At 62.3% G+C, this 20,048-nt stretch carries 17 protein-coding genes; 13 read left to right on the top strand and 4 right to left on the bottom strand.

Annotation, left to right across the window (positions count from 1 at the left end; all coding sequences use genetic code 11):
- Positions 1–4 precede the first annotated feature (4 nt).
- The 9 genes from murD (at position 5) to lpxC (ending at position 10,457) form a co-directional block, all read left to right on the top strand.
- Entirely contained in the window at positions 5–1,351 is a 1,347-nt protein-coding gene (gene murD / locus C0058_RS27105; RefSeq protein ID WP_076014386.1) for a UDP-N-acetylmuramoyl-L-alanine--D-glutamate ligase, read from the top strand.
- Complete coding sequence (gene ftsW / locus C0058_RS27100; RefSeq protein ID WP_003216215.1) at positions 1,348–2,571, top strand: putative lipid II flippase FtsW; 1,224 nt, start codon at positions 1,348–1,350, stop codon at positions 2,569–2,571. Before murD ends, ftsW begins: the two co-directional genes overlap by 4 nt.
- Complete coding sequence (murG, locus tag C0058_RS27095) at positions 2,561–3,631, top strand: undecaprenyldiphospho-muramoylpentapeptide beta-N-acetylglucosaminyltransferase (RefSeq protein WP_003216217.1); 1,071 nt, start codon at positions 2,561–2,563, stop codon at positions 3,629–3,631. Before ftsW ends, murG begins: the two co-directional genes overlap by 11 nt.
- On the top strand, positions 3,624–5,069 hold the full coding sequence (gene murC / locus C0058_RS27090) for a UDP-N-acetylmuramate--L-alanine ligase (RefSeq protein WP_003216219.1): 1,446 nt from the start codon (positions 3,624–3,626) through the stop codon (positions 5,067–5,069). Before murG ends, murC begins: the two co-directional genes overlap by 8 nt.
- Positions 5,066–6,022, top strand: a complete 957-nt coding sequence (locus tag C0058_RS27085) for a D-alanine--D-alanine ligase (RefSeq protein WP_003216220.1) — start codon at positions 5,066–5,068, stop codon at positions 6,020–6,022. Before murC ends, C0058_RS27085 begins: the two co-directional genes overlap by 4 nt.
- Positions 6,023–6,026: 4 nt before the next feature.
- On the top strand, positions 6,027–6,893 hold the full coding sequence (locus C0058_RS27080; protein ID WP_023659197.1) for a cell division protein FtsQ/DivIB: 867 nt from the start codon (positions 6,027–6,029) through the stop codon (positions 6,891–6,893).
- A 15-nt stretch (positions 6,894–6,908) separates the two neighbouring features.
- Positions 6,909–8,171: a cell division protein FtsA gene (gene ftsA, locus C0058_RS27075; protein ID WP_003216224.1), complete on the top strand. Its 1,263-nt coding sequence runs from the start codon at positions 6,909–6,911 to the stop codon at positions 8,169–8,171.
- Between the two features lie 65 nt (positions 8,172–8,236).
- Positions 8,237–9,433, top strand: a complete 1,197-nt coding sequence (gene ftsZ / locus C0058_RS27070; RefSeq protein ID WP_003216225.1) for a cell division protein FtsZ — start codon at positions 8,237–8,239, stop codon at positions 9,431–9,433.
- 112 nt (positions 9,434–9,545) lie between these two features.
- Positions 9,546–10,457 carry a UDP-3-O-acyl-N-acetylglucosamine deacetylase gene (gene lpxC, locus C0058_RS27065; RefSeq protein ID WP_003216227.1) on the top strand — a complete coding sequence of 304 codons (912 nt, stop codon included), beginning with the start codon at positions 9,546–9,548 and terminating at the stop codon, positions 10,455–10,457.
- 103 nt (positions 10,458–10,560) lie between these two features.
- Here the strand turns inward: lpxC and C0058_RS27060 are convergent, their stop codons facing one another.
- The 3 genes from C0058_RS27060 to C0058_RS27050 all read right to left on the bottom strand — a co-directional run bounded on the left by C0058_RS27060 (position 10,561) and on the right by C0058_RS27050 (position 15,020).
- On the bottom strand, positions 10,561–12,066 hold the full coding sequence (locus tag C0058_RS27060) for a diguanylate cyclase (protein WP_102369887.1): 1,506 nt from the start codon (positions 12,064–12,066) through the stop codon (positions 10,561–10,563).
- A gap of 51 nt (positions 12,067–12,117) precedes the next feature.
- On the bottom strand, positions 12,118–13,611 hold the full coding sequence (locus C0058_RS27055) for a sensor domain-containing diguanylate cyclase (protein WP_102369886.1): 1,494 nt from the start codon (positions 13,609–13,611) through the stop codon (positions 12,118–12,120).
- An 86-nt stretch (positions 13,612–13,697) separates the two neighbouring features.
- Positions 13,698–15,020, bottom strand: a complete 1,323-nt coding sequence (locus tag C0058_RS27050; protein WP_102369885.1) for an OprD family porin — start codon at positions 15,018–15,020, stop codon at positions 13,698–13,700.
- A gap of 351 nt (positions 15,021–15,371) precedes the next feature.
- Here C0058_RS27050 and C0058_RS27045 point away from each other — a divergent pair, with 351 nt between their 5' ends.
- The 4 genes from C0058_RS27045 (at position 15,372) to C0058_RS27030 (ending at position 18,765) form a co-directional block, all read left to right on the top strand.
- Positions 15,372–16,346, top strand: coding sequence for a D-glycerate dehydrogenase (locus C0058_RS27045; RefSeq protein ID WP_102369884.1), 975 nt, complete (start codon positions 15,372–15,374; stop codon positions 16,344–16,346).
- A gap of 178 nt (positions 16,347–16,524) precedes the next feature.
- The gene (locus C0058_RS27040) at positions 16,525–17,427 is read left to right on the top strand and encodes a chemotaxis protein CheV (RefSeq protein ID WP_102369883.1); all 903 of its coding nucleotides are present in this window, start codon (positions 16,525–16,527) and stop codon (positions 17,425–17,427) included.
- Positions 17,428–17,430: 3 nt separating this feature from the next.
- A complete protein-coding gene (locus tag C0058_RS27035; protein ID WP_003216240.1) occupies positions 17,431–17,913 on the top strand; it encodes an N-acetyltransferase in 483 nt (160 codons plus the stop codon).
- Positions 17,914–18,021: 108 nt separating this feature from the next.
- A complete protein-coding gene (locus C0058_RS27030) occupies positions 18,022–18,765 on the top strand; it encodes a YkgJ family cysteine cluster protein (RefSeq protein ID WP_102369882.1) in 744 nt (247 codons plus the stop codon).
- Positions 18,766–18,768: 3 nt separating this feature from the next.
- Here the strand turns inward: C0058_RS27030 and C0058_RS27025 are convergent, their stop codons facing one another.
- Positions 18,769–19,908 carry a methyl-accepting chemotaxis protein gene (locus C0058_RS27025; RefSeq protein WP_371857031.1) on the bottom strand — a complete coding sequence of 380 codons (1,140 nt, stop codon included), beginning with the start codon at positions 19,906–19,908 and terminating at the stop codon, positions 18,769–18,771.
- Positions 19,909–20,048 lie beyond the last annotated feature (140 nt).

Below are 20,048 nucleotides of genomic sequence, written 5' to 3'. Positions count from 1 at the left end.
ACGAGTGTCCCTGATCGCTTCAGACCACTTCCGCATCGTTGTCGGCCTCGGCAAGAGCGGCATGTCCCTGGTTCGCTTCCTGGCGAACCGGGGCACGTCGTTTGCCGTGGCCGATACGCGGGAAAATCCACCGGAGCTGGTCACGCTGCGCCGTGACTACCCGCACGTGGAAGTGCGTTGTGGCGAGCTGGATGTCGAGTTTCTATGCCGTGCCGATGAGCTCTACGTGAGCCCCGGCCTGGCCCTGGCGACCCCGGCCCTGCAAGCGGCGGCGGCCCGTGGCGTGAAGTTGTCCGGCGATATCGAGCTGTTCGCGCGTAACGCGAAGGCGCCGATCGTGGCCATCAGCGGTTCCAATGCCAAAAGCACCGTGACCACCCTGGTGGGCGAGATGGCGGCTGCGGCCGGCAAGCGCGTGGCCGTGGGCGGCAACCTCGGCACGCCGGCGCTGGACCTGCTCAACGACGACGTCGAGCTGTACGTGATGGAGCTGTCGAGCTTCCAGCTGGAAACCACTGACCAGCTCAACGCCGAAGTGGCCACCGTGCTCAACGTCAGCGAAGACCACATGGACCGCTACAGCGGCCTGCCGGCGTATCACCTGGCCAAGCACCGGATCTTCCGTGGCGCGCGGCAAGTGGTGGTGAACCGTCAGGATGCCCTGAGCCGTCCGCTGATCGGCGAAGGTCTGCCGTGCTGGACCTTCGGCCTGAACAAGCCTGACTTCAAGGCCTTCGGCCTTCGGGAAGAGAACGGCGAGAAATACCTGGCCTTCGAATTCCAGAACCTGATGCCGGTGCGCGAACTGAAAATCCGCGGTGCCCACAACCAGGCCAACGCCCTGGCGGCGCTGGCGCTCGGTCACGCAGTTGGCTTGCCGTTCGACGCCATGCTCTCGGCCCTGCGCAGCTTTGCCGGCCTTGAGCATCGCTGCCAGTGGGTTCGCGAGCTGGATGGTGTTGGCTATTACAACGATTCCAAGGCCACCAACGTCGGTGCGGCACTCGCTGCCATCGAAGGCTTGGGTGCCGACATTCAGGGCAAGGTCGTGCTGATCGCCGGTGGCGACGGCAAGGGTGCCGACTTCAAGGACCTTAAAGGCCCGGTCGCCGCCAACTGCCGCGCCGTGGTGTTGATGGGCCGTGATTCCGGCCTGATCGCCGATGCCCTGGGCGACGCCGTACCGCAGGTGCGCGCGCAGTCCCTGGACGATGCCATCGCCCAATCCAAAGCCTTGGCTCAGCCGGGCGACGTGGTGCTGCTGTCGCCTGCCTGCGCCAGTTTCGACATGTTCAAGAACTACGAAGAGCGCGGCCAGCTGTTCGCCCGCGCCGTGGAGGCCTTGGCATGAGTATCAATTTCCGTAACATCATCAAGCCGTACCCGTCGCCGATCATTACCGGGCGCGGTATCGACCTGGACTTCCCGATGCTCGCCGGTTGCCTCGCGCTGCTGGGCCTGGGCCTGGTGATGATCACCTCGGCCTCCTCGGAAGTGGCTGCGGTGCAATCGGGCAACACCCTGTACATGATGATCCGTCACCTGGTGTACCTGGTGATTGGCCTTGGCGCATGCATCGTCACCATGATGATCCCGATCGCCACCTGGCAGCGCCTGGGTTGGCTGATGCTGGTGGGCGCCTTCGGCCTGTTGGTGATGGTGATCCTGCCCGGCATCGGGCGTGAGGTGAACGGCTCGATGCGCTGGATCGGCTTCGGTGCGTTCAACGTGCAGCCGTCGGAAATCGCCAAGGTGTTCGTGGTGATCTACCTCGCCGGCTACCTGGTGCGGCGCCAGAAAGAAGTACGCGAAAGCTGGATGGGCTTCTTCAAGCCGTTCATCGTGCTGCTGCCCATGGCCGGCCTGTTGCTGATGGAGCCGGACTTCGGTGCCACCGTCGTAATGATGGGGGCGGCGGCGGCGATGCTGTTCCTCGGCGGCGTCGGCCTGTTCCGCTTCACCTTGATGGTGGTGCTGGCGGTGGCCGCCGTGACCATTCTGGTGCAGGCGCAACCCTACCGGATGGCCCGTCTGATTACCTTTACCGACCCGTGGTCCGATCAGTTCGGTTCCGGCTACCAGTTGACCCAGGCGTTGATCGCCTTCGGTCGCGGTGAGTGGCTGGGCGTGGGCCTGGGCAACAGCGTGCAGAAGCAGTTCTACCTGCCGGAAGCCCACACCGACTTCGTGTTCTCGGTACTCGCCGAAGAGCTGGGCGTGGTCGGTTCGCTGTGCACCGTCGCGCTGTTCGTGTTCGTGTGTGTTCGCGGCATGTACATCGGCTTGTGGGCCGAAAAGGCCAAGCAATATTTCGCCGCCTACGTGGCGTACGGCTTGTCGTTCCTGTGGATCGGCCAGTTCCTGATCAACATCGGGGTGAACGTCGGCCTGCTGCCGACCAAGGGCCTGACCTTGCCGTTCCTCAGCTACGGCGGCAGCTCGTTGGTGATTTGCTGCGCCTGTCTCGGGTTGTTGCTGCGTATCGAGTGGGAGAGTCGGACCCACCTGGGCAGCGAAGAGATGGAGTTCAGCGAAAGCGACTTCGCCGAGGAGCCGAACCATGGGCGCTAACGTGCTGATCATGGCAGGCGGCACCGGTGGCCACGTGTTCCCGGCGCTGGCCTGTGCCCGTGAGTTCCAGAACCGTGGCTACACCGTGCATTGGCTCGGTACGCCGCGGGGCATCGAAAATGATCTGGTACCGAATGCCGGCTTGCCGCTGCATTTGATCAACGTCACCGGCTTGCGTGGCAAGGGCAAATTGTCCCTGCTGAAGGCGCCGTTCGTGTTGCTCAAGGCCGTGTGGCAAGCGCGCAAGGTGATCCGCGAAGTGAAGCCGGTATGCGTGCTGGGCTTTGGTGGCTACGTGACCGGCCCGGGCGGTGTTGCGGCAAGACTCGCCGGCGTGCCAGTGATCGTCCACGAGCAGAATGCCGTGGCCGGCACTGCCAACCGCCTGCTGGTGCCCTTGGCTGCACGGGTATGCGAGGCGTTTCCGAAGACCTTTGGTGCCGCGGACAAGCTGCGTACCACCGGCAACCCGGTGCGTACCGAACTGTTCATGGACATCGCCCGCCAGCCATTGGCCGGTCGCAAGGCGCACCTGTTGATCCTGGGCGGAAGCCTGGGCGCCGAACCGTTGAACAAATTGCTGCCTGAAGCGGTGTCGCAACTCCCCGTGGAGCTGCGCCCGGAGATCTTCCATCAGGCCGGCAAGAACCACGATGAAGTGACCGCGACGCGTTATCGCGATGCGGGTGTGGAGGCGAATGTGCAGCCCTTCATCAAAGACATGGCCCAAGCCTATGGCTGGGCCGACCTGGTGGTCTGTCGCGCAGGTGCGTTGACCGTCAGTGAACTGGCCGCCGCCGGTCTGCCGTCCTTGCTGGTGCCTTTGCCCCACGCGATCGACGATCACCAGACCCGCAACGCCGAATATTTGGCCGGGGAGGGCGCTGCCTTCCTGCTGCCGCAAAGAACGACTGGCGCCGCCGATTTGGCCGCACGCCTGACCGAGGTTTTGATGCAACCGGAACGACTGAACAGCATGGCGAGCACCGCAAGCCGCCTGGCCAAACCTGACGCAACCCGCACCGTGGTCGATATCTGCCTGGAGGTGGCCCATGGTTGAGAATCAGAAAGCCATGCCGCAACCGGAAATGCGCCGCATCCGTCGCATCCACTTCGTCGGTATCGGCGGCGTGGGCATGTGCGGGATCGCCGAAGTGTTGCTGAACCTGGGTTACCAGGTGTCCGGCTCCGACCTGAAAATGTCGCCGGTCACCGAGCGCCTGGAATCGTTTGGCGCAAAAATCTTTATCGGCCACCGCGCCGAGAACGCTGCCGAAGCCGACGTGCTGGTGGTCTCCAGCGCTGTGAACACCTCCAACCCGGAAGTGGCCACCGCCCTTGAACGCCGCATTCCCGTAGTGCCGCGTGCCGAAATGCTGGCTGAGCTGATGCGCTACCGCCACGGCATCGCCGTCGCCGGTACCCACGGCAAGACCACCACCACCAGCCTGATCGCCTCGGTGTTCGCCGCCGGTGGCCTGGACCCGACGTTCGTCATCGGTGGCCGCCTGAATGCAGCCGGCACCAATGCACAACTGGGGACCAGCCGTTACCTGATCGCCGAAGCCGATGAAAGCGACGCCAGCTTCCTGCACCTGCAACCGCTGGTAGCCGTGGTGACCAACATCGACGCCGACCACATGGCGACCTACGACGGTGACTTCAACAAACTGAAGAAAACCTTCGTCGAGTTCCTGCACAACCTGCCGTTCTACGGTCTGGCCGTGGTGTGCCTGGACGATCCGGTGGTGCGCGAAATCCTGCCGCTGGTGAAGCGTCCGACCGTGACCTACGGCTTCAGCGAAGACTGCGACGTGCGCGCGATCAATGTGCGCCAGCAAGGCATGCAGACTTTCTTCACCGTGCTGCGTCCTGACCGCGAGCCGCTGGATGTCTCGGTGAACATGCCGGGCAACCACAACGTACTCAACTCCCTGGCGACCATCTGCATCGCCTCCGACGAAGGCGTCAGCGATGAAGCCATCGTCGAAGGCCTGTCGGGTTTTGCCGGCGTGGGTCGTCGCTTCCAGGTCTACGGCGAACTGCCGGTGGACGGCGGCAACGTGATGCTGGTGGACGACTACGGTCACCACCCGACCGAAGTGGCAGCGGTGATCAAGGCCGTACGCGGTGGCTGGCCGGAACGCCGCCTGGTGATGGTGTACCAGCCGCACCGCTACAGCCGTACCCGCGACCTGTACGACGATTTCGTCAATGTACTGGCGGATGCCAACGTGTTGCTGCTGATGGAAGTCTACCCGGCCGGTGAAGAACCGATCCCGGGTGCCGACAGCCGCAAGCTGTGCAACAGCATCCGTCAACGCGGCCAGTTGGACCCGATCTACATCGAGCGTGGTGTGGACCTGGCGCCGATCGTCAAGCCGCTGCTGCGTGCCGGCGACATCCTGCTGTGCCAGGGTGCCGGTGACATCGGTGGCCTCGCCCCTAAATTGCTGGCAAGCCCGCTGTTTGCCGCCGCACAGGGGAAGTCGAAATGACCACTGACTACGGCTCCCTGTTCTCGACCATTCAACCTGCCGACTTCGGCCGGGTTGCGGTGCTGTTCGGTGGCAAGAGCGCTGAGCGTGAAGTGTCGCTGAAGTCCGGCAATGCCGTGCTGGAAGCGCTGCAAAGTGCCGGTGTGAATGCGTTCGGCATCGACGTGGGTGATGACTTCCTGTCGCGCCTGCAGGCCGAGAAGATCGACCGCGCCTTCATCATTCTTCACGGCCGTGGCGGTGAAGACGGCAGCATGCAGGGCCTGCTGGAGTGCCTGGGCATTCCGTATACCGGCAGCGGCATCCTCGCTTCGGCCCTGGCCATGGACAAGTTGCGGACCAAGCAGGTGTGGCACAGCCTGGGTATTCCGACCCCGCGTCACAGCGTGCTGTGCAGCGAAGACGATTGTATTTCTGCAGCCAAGGAACTGGGCCTGCCTTTGATCGTCAAACCAGCCCATGAAGGCTCCAGTATCGGCATGGCTAAAGTGAACTCAGCCGCCGAATTGATTGACGCATGGAAAGCGGCCAGTACCTACGATTCGCAAGTGTTGGTGGAACAGTGGATTCAAGGTCCCGAGTTCACCATCGCTACTCTGCGTGGCCAGGTATTGCCGCCCATCGCATTGGGCACGCCCCACACCTTTTACGACTACGACGCCAAGTATGTGGCCTCCGATACCCAGTACCGGATCCCGTGCGGCCTCGACGCAGCCAAGGAACAGGAATTGATGGACCTCACGGCGAAAGCCTGTGAGGCGCTGGGTATCGCCGGTTGGGCGCGGGCAGACGTGATGCAGGATGACCAGGGGAACTTCTGGTTCCTGGAAGTCAACACTGCACCCGGGATGACCGACCACAGCCTGGTACCCATGGCCGCTCGTGCCGCCGGCCTGGATTTCCAGCAGTTGGTGCTGGCGATCCTGGCAGCAAGCATAGAGCCACGAGGCTAAGACCATGAACGGCGCATCGCTTCGTCATCAGCAACCCGCTCCCGGCCGCAAGCCGGTGCCGCGTGGTGCCAGCCGAATGGTGGCTAAAGAGCCGATGTCGGCGCGCATGCCGAAAGCCAACTTTGGTTTTCTCAAGGCGCTGTTCTGGCCGGTGATCCTGGTGGCCCTGGGGTTCGGTACGTATGAAGGCGCCCAGCGCCTGCTGCCGTATGCCGACCGGCCGATCACCAAGATCAGCGTGCAGGGTGACTTGAGCTACATCAGCCAGCAAGCCGTGCAGCAGCGAATCGCCCCGTTTGTGGCGTCGAGCTTCTTCACCATCGACCTGGCAGGCATGCGCTCCGAGCTGGAACAGATGCCATGGATTGCCCACGCCGAAGTACGTCGCGTGTGGCCGGATCAAGTGACGATCCGCCTGGAAGAACAACTGCCCGTGGCCCGTTGGGGTGATGGTGCGCTGTTGAACAACCAGGGCCAGGCGTTTGCACCTCGCGAAGTGGCGAATTACGAGCACCTGCCGCAGTTGTTCGGACCGCAGCGGGCGCAGCAGCAAGTGATGCAGCAGTACCAGGCGTTGAGCCAGATGCTGCGGCCGTTGGGCTTCTCGATTGCGCGACTGGAATTGCGCGAGCGGGGCAGCTGGTTTTTGACCACGGGTGCAGGCAGTTCCGGCCCGGGCATCGAGTTGTTGCTGGGACGCGGCAACCTGGTGGAAAAGATGCGCCGTTTTATCGCCATCTATGAAAAGACCTTGAAAGAACAGATTACGAACATTGCGAGCATCGACCTGCGTTACGCCAACGGCCTTGCCGTCGGCTGGCGGGCCCCTGCGGCGCCCACGGCAGCGCAACCTGCTGTCGCGAAGAATTAAGAAGAGGCAGGACCCATGGCAAACGTGCAAAGCGGCAAAATGATCGTCGGTCTGGATATCGGCACCTCCAAGGTGGTGGCGCTGGTAGGCGAGGTCGCGGACGACGGCACGCTGGAAATCGTCGGAATCGGCACGCATCCGTCCCGGGGCCTGAAGAAGGGCGTGGTGGTGAATATTGAATCCACCGTGCAATCGATCCAGCGCGCCATCGAAGAAGCGCAGCTGATGGCCGGTTGCCGGATTCACTCGGCATTTGTCGGCGTTGCCGGCAACCACATCCGCAGCCTGAATTCCCACGGCATCGTGGCGATTCGCGACCGCGAAGTCAGCTCGGCCGACCTGGAGCGGGTACTCGACGCAGCGCAAGCCGTCGCGATCCCGGCTGACCAGCGCGTGCTGCACACCCTGCCGCAGGACTACGTGATCGATAACCAGGAAGGCGTTCGCGAGCCCCTGGGCATGTCGGGCGTACGTCTGGAAGCCAAGGTTCACGTAGTGACCTGCGCCGTCAACGCTGCACAGAACATTGAAAAATGCGTGCGCCGCTGCGGCCTGGAAATCGACGACATCATTCTCGAGCAGTTGGCTTCGGCTTACTCGGTACTGACCGACGACGAAAAAGAACTGGGCGTGTGCCTGGTGGACATCGGCGGCGGCACCACGGACATCGCGATCTTCACCGAGGGTGCGATTCGTCACACCGCCGTGATCCCGATTGCCGGTGACCAGGTGACCAACGACATCGCCATGGCGTTGCGCACACCGACCCAGTACGCCGAAGAAATCAAGATCCGTTACGCCTGCGCCCTGGCCAAGCTGGCCGGTGCTGGTGAAACCATCAAGGTGCCAAGCGTGGGCGACCGTCCACCGCGCGAACTGTCGCGCCAGGCATTGGCCGAAGTGGTCGAACCGCGCTACGACGAACTGTTCACCCTGATCCAGGCTGAACTGCGCCGCAGCGGCTACGAAGATTTGATTCCGGCCGGCATCGTGCTGACCGGTGGCACCTCGAAGATGGAAGGCGCGGTCGAACTGGCCGAGGAAATCTTCCACATGCCAGTCCGCCTGGGCGTGCCCCATGGCGTGAAAGGCCTGGGCGACGTAGTGCGCAACCCGATTTATTCCACCGGTGTGGGCTTGCTGTTGTACGGGCTGCAAAAGCAGACCGACGGCATTTCCCTGTCGGGCCCGAGCAACCGCGACAGCTACAGAAGCGACGACGAAGCGAAAGCGCCGTTGTTCGAGCGGTTGCAGGCTTGGGTGAAAGGCAATTTCTAAAGATTTACCGCAACACCGTTTCAAGTAGTAGGCGAAAAAACTAGAGAAATGAAAGGAGAGGGAAAATGTTCGAACTCGTAGACAACATCCCCGCAAGCCCGGTCATCAAAGTGATCGGCGTCGGCGGTGGCGGCGGCAACGCTGTCAACCACATGGTCAAGAGCAACATTGAAGGCGTTGAATTCATCTGCGCCAACACTGACGCCCAGGCCCTCAAAAGCATCGGTGCACGCACCATCCTGCAATTGGGCACAGCCGTGACCAAGGGCCTGGGTGCCGGCGCGAATCCGGAAGTCGGCCGTCAAGCCGCCCTGGAAGACCGCGAGCGCATCGCTGAAGTGCTGCAAGGCACCAACATGGTGTTCATCACCACGGGCATGGGCGGTGGTACCGGTACCGGTGCTGCGCCGATCATTGCCGAAGTGGCCAAGGAAATGGGGATCCTGACGGTTGCCGTCGTGACCCGTCCATTCCCGTTCGAAGGTCGCAAGCGCATGCAGATCGCCGATGAAGGCATCCGTCTGCTGTCCGAAAGCGTCGACTCGTTGATCACCATTCCCAACGAGAAGCTGCTGACCATCCTCGGCAAGGACGCAAGCCTGCTGTCTGCGTTTGCCAAGGCTGACGATGTACTGGCCGGTGCCGTTCGCGGTATCTCCGACATCATCAAGCGTCCGGGCATGATCAACGTCGACTTTGCCGACGTACGTACCGTGATGAGCGAAATGGGCATGGCGATGATGGGCACTGGCTGCGCCAGCGGTCCGAACCGTGCACGTGAAGCTACCGAAGCGGCCATCCGCAACCCGTTGCTGGAAGACGTGAACCTGCAAGGCGCACGCGGCATCCTGGTGAACATCACCGCCGGTCCTGACCTGTCCCTGGGTGAGTACTCCGACGTGGGTAGCATCATCGAAGCCTTCGCTTCCGAGCACGCCATGGTCAAGGTCGGTACCGTTATCGATCCGGACATGCGCGACGAACTGCACGTGACCGTTGTTGCGACCGGCCTGGGTGCGAAAATCGAGAAGCCTGTAAAGGTCATCGACAACACCGTCCATACCAGCCACGCCAGCCAGCAAGCTGCCGCTCCAGCGCCTTCGCGCCAGGAACTGCCGTCTGTGAACTATCGTGACCTGGATCGTCCGACCGTGATGCGCAACCAGGCTCAGGCCGGTGCTGCTGCATCCCGCAGCCCGAATCCGCAAGATGACCTGGACTACCTGGACATCCCGGCTTTCCTGCGTCGTCAGGCCGATTAATGGAATGTATCAGGGCTATGAAGGTGATTGGTGTTCAGCAAAGGTCTGGTCTGCTATTATCGCCAGCCTTTGTTGATACCAGTTCGCAATTTGCGCTGAAGCGGTCCAAGCCATGATTAAACAACGCACCCTGAAGAATATTATCCGTGCCACAGGTGTAGGTCTGCACTCCGGGGAGAAGGTATACCTGACCCTCAAGCCCGCACCTGTCGACACCGGCATCGTGTTTGTTCGTGCCGACCTGGACCCTGTGGTGCAGATACCTGCTCGCGCGGAAAATGTTGGCGAAACCACGATGTCGACCACGTTGGTCAACGGTGACGTCAAAGTGGACACGGTGGAGCACTTGCTCTCGGCCATGGCCGGTCTGGGCATCGATAACGCCTACGTCGAGCTCTCCGCGTCCGAAGTCCCGATCATGGATGGCAGCGCCGGACCCTTCGTATTCTTGATTCAATCTGCCGGCCTGGAAGAACAGGACGCAGCCAAGAAGTTCATTCGCATTCTGCGGGAAGTGACAGTAGAAGACGGCGACAAGCGCGCCACCTTCGTCCCGTTCGAAGGCTTTAAAGTGAGCTTTGAGATCGATTTCGATCACCCGGTATTCCGTGACCGCACCCAAAGTGCAAGCGTGGATTTTTCCAGCACTTCATTCGTAAAAGAAGTCAGCCGCGCCCGTACCTTTGGTTTCATGAGTGACATCGAGTACCTGCGCAAGCACAACCTCGCACTCGGCGGCAGCGTTGAAAACGCCATTGTGGTCGACGCGGATGGTGTACTGAACGAAGACGGCCTTCGCTATGAAGACGAATTCGTGAAGCACAAGATCCTCGATGCAATCGGTGACCTCTACCTGCTGGGCAATAGCCTGATAGGCGAGTTCAAAGGCTTCAAGTCTGGCCACGCCCTGAACAACCAACTGCTGCGCAAGCTGATTGCACAGACAGATGCCTGGGAAGTCGTGACCTTCGAAGATGCCAGCACCGCACCGATCTCTTACATGCGTCCCGTCGCGGCGGTGTAAGTAACAACTCTCTTTCCTTTTGTTTTTAAAGGCTGCCTTCGGGTGGCCTTTTTTTTGATCGTTCCTACGCTCTGCGTGGTAACGCCTCCTGTGACGCTTCGCGTCACGGCTTTAAAGCGCCGGCATCAACAACGCGATTACGCCCGGTATGCTTGGCCTCATACAGCGCCTGATCGGCGTTGAGCAGTAATTCCTCCAGCGTGGTGCGGCTGTTTTTGGTCCAGGTACTGAGGCCGATGCTGACGGTAATTGGCACCGTATCCCCGCCCACTCGCGGCAGGTGTTCGACACTGCTGCGGATATGTTCAGCAATCACGCGTGCACCCTGGCTGTCGGTATGCGGCAGCACCACTGCAAATTCTTCCCCGCCATAGCGAGCCGCGAGGTCGGCCGGGCGGCGGATATTGCCCTCGATCACCTGCGCCACCGTGCGCAGTGCCTCGTCGCCACCTTGATGGCCATGTCGGTCGTTGAACGCCTTGAAGTGGTCCACGTCAATCATCAGCACCGTCAACGGCTCGGCCGAACGCTGGGCGCGGTCCCATTCCAGGCGCAGGCGCTGGTCCAGGGTGCGGCGGTTGGCCAGGCCGGTGAGCGCGTCGGTGGCTGCCAGTTCTGACAGCACCTGTTCGGCACGGTGGCGCCTGCGCAATTCCATGCAGAGCATCCAGGTCAGCCACAAAAGGCCGATGCACAAAATCCCGGTGGCGCCGCTGATCACCAGTGCTGCGCGCTTCCAGGGGGCGAATATGTCATTCGTGGACAGCCCTACGACGACGATCAGCGGTAAATCGCCCACCGTTGAGAAGGTATACAGGCGGTGCTCCTCATCCACACTGGAGGTGCCGCGAAAGTTGCCGTCGCGCTCGTGCAATATGCGCGCGACGTTGGGCCGCTGGCTGAGGTCCTTGTCGATCATGTCCCGTTCCAGCAACGGCTGCTGGGCCAGCAGGATGCCTTGTTGGTTGATCAGGTTGATGGTGCTGTCGCTGCCGATATTCAGGCTGCGGAACAGTTGCTGAAAGTACGACAGGCGCATGGTGGCCACGGCCACGCCGAGGAATCGCCCATCCGGCCCGGAAACCCGGCGGCTGAAAGCGATACGCCATTGGTCATCACACACGCAGCGCGCCATGAAGGGCCGGCTGATGAACAGCCCCAGGTCGGGATTCTGCCGATGGGCCTGGAAGTAGTCGCGGTCGGCGAAGTTGGCGGATTTGGGCGTCTGCAGGGCTGAGTCGGCGATCACGTTGCCATCCTTGTCCAGCAACAGGATGTCGCCTTTGTAGGGCGCCGCTTCCGAACGGTCGAACAGCACCAGGTGACGGATGCCGGCCGATACCCCAGCCAAATCAGTGCGTTCGGTGGCGGCGATCAGGCCTTTGATCGACAAGTCGTACAGCTCGACGTTGCGCAGCACGTCGGCGTCGATCAGTTGGGTGATGTTATTGGCCGTGCGCTGGGCCGCCTGCAACGTGTTGGCGTGTTCGCGAATCAGCAGCACCGCGACCACCAGCATGATCAGCAGCACCGTGACGCAACTGCCGATGATCAGCAGCAGCTCCGGACGGTGGGTGGGGCGGGGCGGGCGGGTAGTGCCTGGGCTCATCGGGCGTACTTCTGCTTCGAGGATGCCCTTAGCGTAGTTGCTGATAACGGCTTATGTGGCCTGGCTGTGAACGATGCGGTTGCGCCCGGAATGCTTGGCGTCATACAGCGCCCGATCGGCACTCAGCAGCAGCTCTTCCAGCGAGCCACGGCTGCGTTTGTCCCAGGCACTGAGCCCGACGCTGACGGTGACCGACAGGGCGTCGCCGTCTGCCGGTGGCAAGTGCTCCACCGCACTGCGGATATGTTCGGCGATGGTGCTAGCGCCCTCGCCGTCGGTATCCGGCAGGATCACCGCGAACTCTTCACCGCCGTAGCGCGCGGCCAGGTCGGCGGGGCGACGAATATTGCTGCCGATGACCCGGGCCACGTTGCGCAAGGCCTCGTCGCCACCCTGGTGACCATGGCGGTCGTTGAAGGCCTTGAAGTGGTCGACATCAATCATCAGCAAGGCCAGTGGCTCGCCTGAGCGTTGCGCGCGCTCCCATTCCAGGCGCAGGCGCTGGTCGAGGGTGCGGCGGTTGGCCAGGCCGGTGAGGCCGTCGGTGGCCGCCAGTTCCGACAACACCTTCTCGGCGCGATAGCGGCGGCGCAGTTCCAGGCGCAGCATCCAGGTCAGCCACAACAGCCCCACACACAGTACGCCGGTGGCGCCACTGATCAGCAGGGCGGCGCGCTTCCAGGCGGCAAACACGTCATCGCTCGACAACGCCACCACCACAATCAGCGGCAGCGCGCCGACGCTGGTGAAGGTGTACAGCCGTTGCGCGCCACTGATGGCGGAGATGGCGCTGAAACTGCCGCTGCCTTCGCGCAGCATTCGCTTGAAGTTGGGCCGCGCGCTCAGGTCCTTGTTGATCATGTCTCTTTCGAGCAGCGGCTGCTGGGCCAACAGGATGCCGTCGTTATTCAGCAGGTTGATGCTGCTGCCGCTGCCGATGGTCAGGCTATTGAACAACTGGTCGAAATACGCCAGGCGCATGGTTGCCACCGCCACACCGGCAAACTCGCCATTGGGTCCGGGCACCCGGCGGCTGAAGGCGATGCGCCAGACTTGATCGCAGTCGCAACGAATCTTGAAGGGCCGACTGATGAACAGCCCGGCATCGGGGTTCTGCTGGTGGATCTGGAAATAGTCGCGATTGGCGAAATTACGTGGCGTGGGGGTCAGCGTGGAAGAGTCGGCGGTGACCGCGCCGGTTTTGTCCAGCAGCAGGACTTCGCCTTTGAAAGGGGCGGCCGTGGACTGGTCGAACTGCACCATATGCAGGACTTCGGCGGAAACCTGGGGCAGGTCATCGCGAGTGGTTGCGGTGATCAGGCCGTTCAGCGCCAGGTCGTAGAGCTCGACGTTGCGCAGCACATCGGCATTGATCAGTTGGGTGATATTGCTGGTGGAACGCTTGGCTGCCTGCAAGGCGCTGGCGTGTTCGCGGATCAGCAGTACGGCAACGATGACCACGATCAGCACGACAGTAAGGCCACTGCCCAGAATCAGCAAAAGCTCCGGGCGTGCAGGCAGGGTGAAGGCGCGGCGTTGACTCATGGGACTGGCTTCGGCACTCAAGATGCTGGCAGTTTAGTTCCATGCTGTGAAAAATAAGTCGTCGCCGCTAAAAGAAAGCCTGAAGGTTAAAAAACGTCAATCGGATAGTCGACGATCACGCGGTACTCATCCACGTCCCGGTCCACTGCCGCGTAGCCATTGCCGCCGCGATTGGTCGCCCATTGCAGGCGCACGGCCAGATCCTTGGCCTTGCCGCCTTGCACCACGTACTTGAGGTCGATGTCCCGTTCCCAGTGCTTGGCGTTCTTGCCGTCGGCACTGTACCAGGATGAGTGACCACGGCTGTCCGGATCGACCGTGGTCAGGTCGGTCTTGCCGCTGATGTAAGACACTGCCGAGGTCAGGCCCGGCAGGCCCAGCCCGACGAAGTCATAGGCGTACTTGAGCTTCCACGAGCGCTCGTTGGGGCCGTTGAAGTCGGAGTATTGCTGGGAGTTGTCTAGGTAGATGCTGTCGCCCTGGCTGATGTAGTCGAACGGCGTGTTGCCGTTGACCCGCTGGTAGGCGGCGGTAACGCTGTGATTGCCCACGCCCACGGTGAAATGCAGGCTGTAGGTGTTGTTGTCGATGTTGCCCAGCAAGGCTTTGCCGGTCTCCTGGGTGTGGTAGTAGTGCAGGCCCGGGTTCAGGCTGACCAGCTCGTTCAACTGCCAGGTGTAGTCCAGGTCGTAGTAGTACTGGTTCCAGATGTCCTTGAGTTCGGACGCGTACAGGTTGCTGGTCAGCCCCGGCACGCCGCTGAAGGACACGCCGGCCCAGTCGAGGTGGCGGCTGTCTTCGCCATTGGGCAATGCGCCGTAGCTGGTGCCGATGCGGCGACGGCCGCTCTGGTTGTAGAGCTTGGTGAAGCTGGCCTGGCCGCCCTCGAACATCCAGCCGTCCAGGCTGTGGTTGGTCAGGCTCACGCCGCGGAAGGTCTGGGGCAGCATGCGGGTCATGCCGCCGGCAATCACCGGGTTGTTGAGGAACAGGTCGCCGGCTTTCAGTTCGGTGTCGAAGGCGCGCATTTTCAGGGTGGCGCCGGCGGTGGAGAACGAGCCGGGCGCTTTGCCGTTGCCGGAGCTTACCGGCAGGATGCTCGAGCCGTCGGTGCCGCCACCGCCGTCGAGCTTGAGGCCGAGCATGGCGTTGGCGTCCAGGCCGAAGCCGACGATGCCGGGGGTGTAGCCGGATTCGAAGATGCCGATGAAGCCCTGGCCCCATTCCTTGCTGTCATCGGTGTGAATGTCGCGACGGTCGCGGTTCATGTAGTAGTTGCGGGTGTTGATCTTGAAGCTGGAACCTTCGACGAAGCCGTCGGTGGCCGGGGTGTCTGCCGCGTGGGCAAGGGGAACGATCGTTGCAGCAATCGCGAGGAATAACGGGGTGAACGTCAGCGAGGTTTTCACCGGTGGAGCTCCTTTGGGTCAATCGAAACCGGCCAGTGTTGTTGGGGTTCCTGGCCTTTTTTCAGCGCAAAAAAAAGCCGCTGAACTCAGCGGCTTTAAGACAGATTCCCAGTGTAGAGCCCTGGAAATAAGTCGAGGGAAATCGGGGGAGAGCGGGTCGGTCTTAACCGCTGCGCTCATCGATGCGACAAATTAGCGCAGGTGAGCGGTGCGATACAGAGTGTAACAAGATAATGACTGTTGCCCAAATCGCAACAGTCTGGCAGTGGGGTGTGAGGGGCGGCCTGACAAGCCCTACCCAAGAATGTTAGCGTGCTTGCCATTCCCACGTAGTCGATGAGCCCGCCTTCCATGAAAAAGACCGTCCTCGCCTTCAGCCGCGTCACCCCGGAAATGATCGAACGCCTGCAACAGGATTTCGATGTCATCGCCCCCAACCCCAAGCAGGGCGACATCAACGCCCAGTTCAACGAAGCCTTGCCCCATGCCCACGGCCTGATCGGCGTAGGCCGCAAACTGGGCCGCGCGCAACTGGAAGGTGCGAGCAAACTGGAAGTGGTTTCCAGCGTGTCGGTGGGCTACGACAACTACGACCTGGCGTACTTCAATGAGCGCGGGATCATGCTCACCAACACCCCGGATGTGCTCACCGAAAGCACCGCCGACCTGGCCTTCGCCCTGCTGATGAGCAGCGCCCGCCGTGTCGCCGAACTGGACGCCTGGACCAAGGCCGGCCAGTGGAAAGCCAGCGTCGGCGCGCCGTTGTTTGGCTGTGATGTACACGGCAAGACCCTGGGTATCGTCGGCATGGGCAACATCGGCGCGGCCATCGCCCGTCGGGGTCGCCTGGGTTTCAATATGCCGATTCTGTACAGCGGCAACAGCCGCAAGACCGAACTGGAACAGGAACTCGGCGCGCAGTTTCGCAGCCTCGACCAGTTGCTGGCCGAAGCCGACTTCGTCTGCCTGGTGGTGCCACTGAGCGAGAAAACCCGCCACCTGATCAGCCATCGCGAGCTGGGCCTGATGAAATCCAGTGCGATCCTGGTGAACATCTCCCGTGGCCCGGTGGTGGATGAGCCGGCGCTGATCCAGGCCCTGCAAAACCAGACCATCCGTGGTGCCGGCCTGGATGTGTACGAGCAGGAGCCGCTGTCCGAGTCGCCGCTGTTCCAACTGAGCAATGCCGTGACCCTGCCGCACATCGGCTCGGCCACCAACGAGACCCGCGAAGCCATGGCCAACCGCGCCCTGGAAAACCTGCGCAGCGCCTTGCTGGGCGAGCGTCCGCAGGATCTGGTAAACCCGCAGGTGTGGAAGGGCTGACGACTGCTTGTTGTAGGTAGGAGCGAGCTTGCTCGCGAAAAGCGTCAACGATAACGCGGGCAGCCTGGATAAACACAGCGCCCTCAGGTTCTTCGCGAGCAAGCCCGCTCCTACAGTTTTCAGCGTGCAAGTCGATAACGGTCTATAGATCGTCATCCCTGATCCACAGAAGGTTTTTATGTCCACCACCAAAGCCCGCGCAGATTCACTCTCGCTTCTGCTCTTTACCTTGCGCAGCGGCAAGCTGATGGCGATCAACCTGCTGAAAGTCAGTGAAATCATTCCCTGCCCGCCGCTGACCAAGCTGCCGGAGTCGCACCCCCACGTCAAAGGCATCGCCACCTTGCGCGGCACCGCGTTGTCGGTGATCGACCTGAGCCGCGCCCTGGGGGAAATGCCCCTGCAAGACCCGGACGGCGGCTGCCTGATCGTCACCGATGTAAGCCGTTCCAAGCAGGGCCTGCATGTGCAGGCGGTAAGCAAGATCGTGCACTGCCTGACCACCGACATTCGCCCGCCGCCGTTTGGTTCCGGCGGTACGCGTTCGTTTATCACCGGCGTGACCCAGGTCGAAGGCGCCCTGGTGCAAGTGCTGGACATCGAGAAAGTCATCCACGGCATCGCCCCGGCGCAGATCGAAGCGGCGCCCACCGACCTGACCATGGAAGAAGCCGAAGTGCTGGGCAACGCCCGAATCCTGGTGGTGGACGACAGCCAGGTGGCCCTGCAGCAGTCGGTGCACACCCTGCGCAACCTCGGCCTCACCTGCCACACCGCCCGCAGCGCCAAGGAGGCCATTGACCGTTTGCTGGAGCTGCAAGGCACCGTCGAGCAAATCAACGTGGTGGTCTCGGACATCGAAATGTCCGAAATGGACGGCTACGCCTTCACCCGTACCCTGCGGGAAACCCCGGACTTCCAGGACCTCTACGTGCTGCTGCACACCTCCCTGGACAGTGCGATGAACAGCGAAAAAGCCCGCCTGGCCGGCGCCAATGCGGTACTCACCAAGTTTTCTTCGCCGGAACTGACCAAGTGCCTGGTGGTAGCCGCCCAGACCGTGGCGCAACAGGGCCTGTGACCGGTGGGTGAATATTTCCAGCTGCTGCGCCGCGACCTCACCGGCAGCCTGCCCGCCCCGCAGTGGCCGGCGGATATCCAGCTGGATCATTACCGCGAAGCCATGGCCCCGGCGATCCACGCGGTATTGAGCCTGGCCCAGGAACAAGGCGGCGGACGCGTCGGCTCCCTTGAGCACTGGCGCCAGCAGTTCGTTACCGATGCCGAGTTCGACCCAAAACTGTGCCTGGTGGCGAGTAACGCCAGCGGCATTCTGGGTGTGTCCCAATGCTGGACCAGCGCCTACATCAAGAACCTGGCCATTCACCCCTGTGCCCAGGGCATGGGGTTGGGCCGTGCGTTATTGCTGCACACCTTCCAGGTGTTCAAGCAACGCGGCGAAGCGTTTGTCGACCTCAAGGTGCTGGAGTCCAACTTGCGGGCACGGCGGCTGTATGAACGTGTGGGCATGGTGTTTGTGCTTCGCGACCTTGTCCCCGAGGACTGACGGCGCTGGCGCATAACTTGCTTTGCACAGAGGCAGAACGGTGAACAGAGGCAAAAACCCGCCACCGTTCATGAGTGCCTTCTGACCTTGCCTGGTGACAGATCCTCCATGAATACCCATTTTTCCTGCGTCGGTTGCGGCAAATGCTGCACCGACCACCATGTGCCCTTGACCCTCGAAGAAGCCCGAAGCTGGGCGGCTGACGGCGGTAATGTCATCCTGCTGGTGGAAGGTTTCCTGGGCAGTGGCCTGGGGCTGCCCGAGTTGCAACGTGACCACGCACAACGCCGTTCCGCCATCGTGCCCAGCGGCAATACCGAGGCGTATGTGGCAATCACCTTTGCCGCCTATAACGCCGGGCGCTGCCGGAATCTTGACGAAGACGACCGTTGCCGCATTTACGAGCGGCGGCCGTTGGTGTGCCGCATCTACCCGATGGAGATCAATCCGCACATCCCGTTGAACCCGGCAGCCAAGGACTGCCCGCCGGAATCCTGGGAGCAGGGGCCGGCGCTGATCGTGGGGGGCGAGTTGATGGACAAGGAGCTGGCCGAGTTGATCCGCCGCTCACGCCAGGCTGACCGCGATGATATCCAGGCCAAGGAAGCCGTGTGCGGGTTGCTGGGCATCCATACCACGGCGCTCAAGGGCGATGGGTTTACCGCGTACTTGCCCGACATGGGCCTGTTTGCCCAGGCGATCGAGTTGGCGACGCAAGAAGTCGTGCAGGCCAATGAGTGGGTGTTTCATGTGTCCGGGATGGACATTGCCGAGCAACTGCTGGATGCCGGCGCCCGGATTGCCACCGAGGTGCCGGCGAACTACGCCTTCATTTCATTGCGGGCGGCTTAAGCGCTAGCGCCGCTTGCCCCAGAATTCCTCCGCCAACCGCCGCAAGTCATCCGCCAGCCCCGCCACGTCCCCTGAGCTGAGCTGGCTCTGCTGGCCAGCGCTGACCGTCACTTCCCCGGCATTGCGAATGCCGATGATGTTGCGATTGATGTCTTCGCTCACCGCACTCTGTTCTTCCACCGCCGCCGCGATCTGCTGGCTCATGGCGGTAATTCGGGTCACTCGCTGGCTGATCCCATCCAGTGCGGCAGCGGCGCGCTGGGCCTGATCGACGCTGGCCTCGACATGCTGGCTGCTTTGCGCCATCGCCTGCACCGCATCCCGGGCGCCGCCTTGCAGGGTGCTGATCATGCGCTGGATCTCATTGGTCGAATCCTGCGTACGCTGGGCCAGGCCTCGTACCTCATCGGCCACCACGGCAAACCCGCGTCCTTGCTCCCCGGCCCGCGCCGCTTCGATGGCGGCATTCAGCGCCAGCAGGTTGGTCTGTTCGGCAATCGCCCGGATCACTTCCAGGACCCCGGAAATATCGCCGCTGTGGCTTTCCAGTTGATGGATCACGTCGGTGGCCCGCGCCAGTTCCTCGGACAAACGCAGCACCGCGTCGCGGCTTTCATCCACACGTTGATGGCCCTCGCGGGTTTCGCTGCCGGCCTGGTCTGCGGCCCTGGACGCCTGCAACGCGTGCTCGGCGACTTGCGCCACGCTGGCGGCCATTTGATTGATCGCGGCGGCGACCTGATCCGTCTGGGTCTGTTGGCCGAGGCTGCTGGTGTGGCTGCTGTCCAGTTGTTGCACCAGCGCCGCGGCATGGCCGGACAGACGTTGCGATGCATCGCCAATCCGGCCGACCACCGCGCCCACCTGGGCCTCCAGCATCTGCATGGCAAACTCGATACGCCCGAACTCGTCCTTGCGCCCGGTGTAGATCGCCTGGCTCAGCGGGTTATCGGCAATCAGCCGTGCCCGCTGGTTCAACTGTGCCAGGGGCCGTAACAAGCCATGCACACCCGCTACCCCCGCGGCGCAGGCCGCCGTTCCCGCCAGCAGTTGCCAGGTCAGCGGATAAGTCGCCAGCCCAAGGCCCAATGCCCAGGTTGTGGCGCAAGCCCCCAGGACCCATGCCGACAGCTTGAAGGTCATGCCCACCACGGGCCGTGCTCGCCGAGTGCCGGCACGCAGGCGGGCATAGGCCCGTTCGGCCCGAAGCACCCGCCGTGCATCGGGCTTGGTGCGCACCGATTGATACTCCACCGTCACGCCGTTCCGGGTGACCGGCGTGG

This window comes from Pseudomonas sp. NC02 (assembly GCF_002874965.1).
Taxonomy (GTDB): domain Bacteria; phylum Pseudomonadota; class Gammaproteobacteria; order Pseudomonadales; family Pseudomonadaceae; genus Aquipseudomonas.
This window is presented reverse-complemented; position numbering and strand designations above follow the sequence as displayed.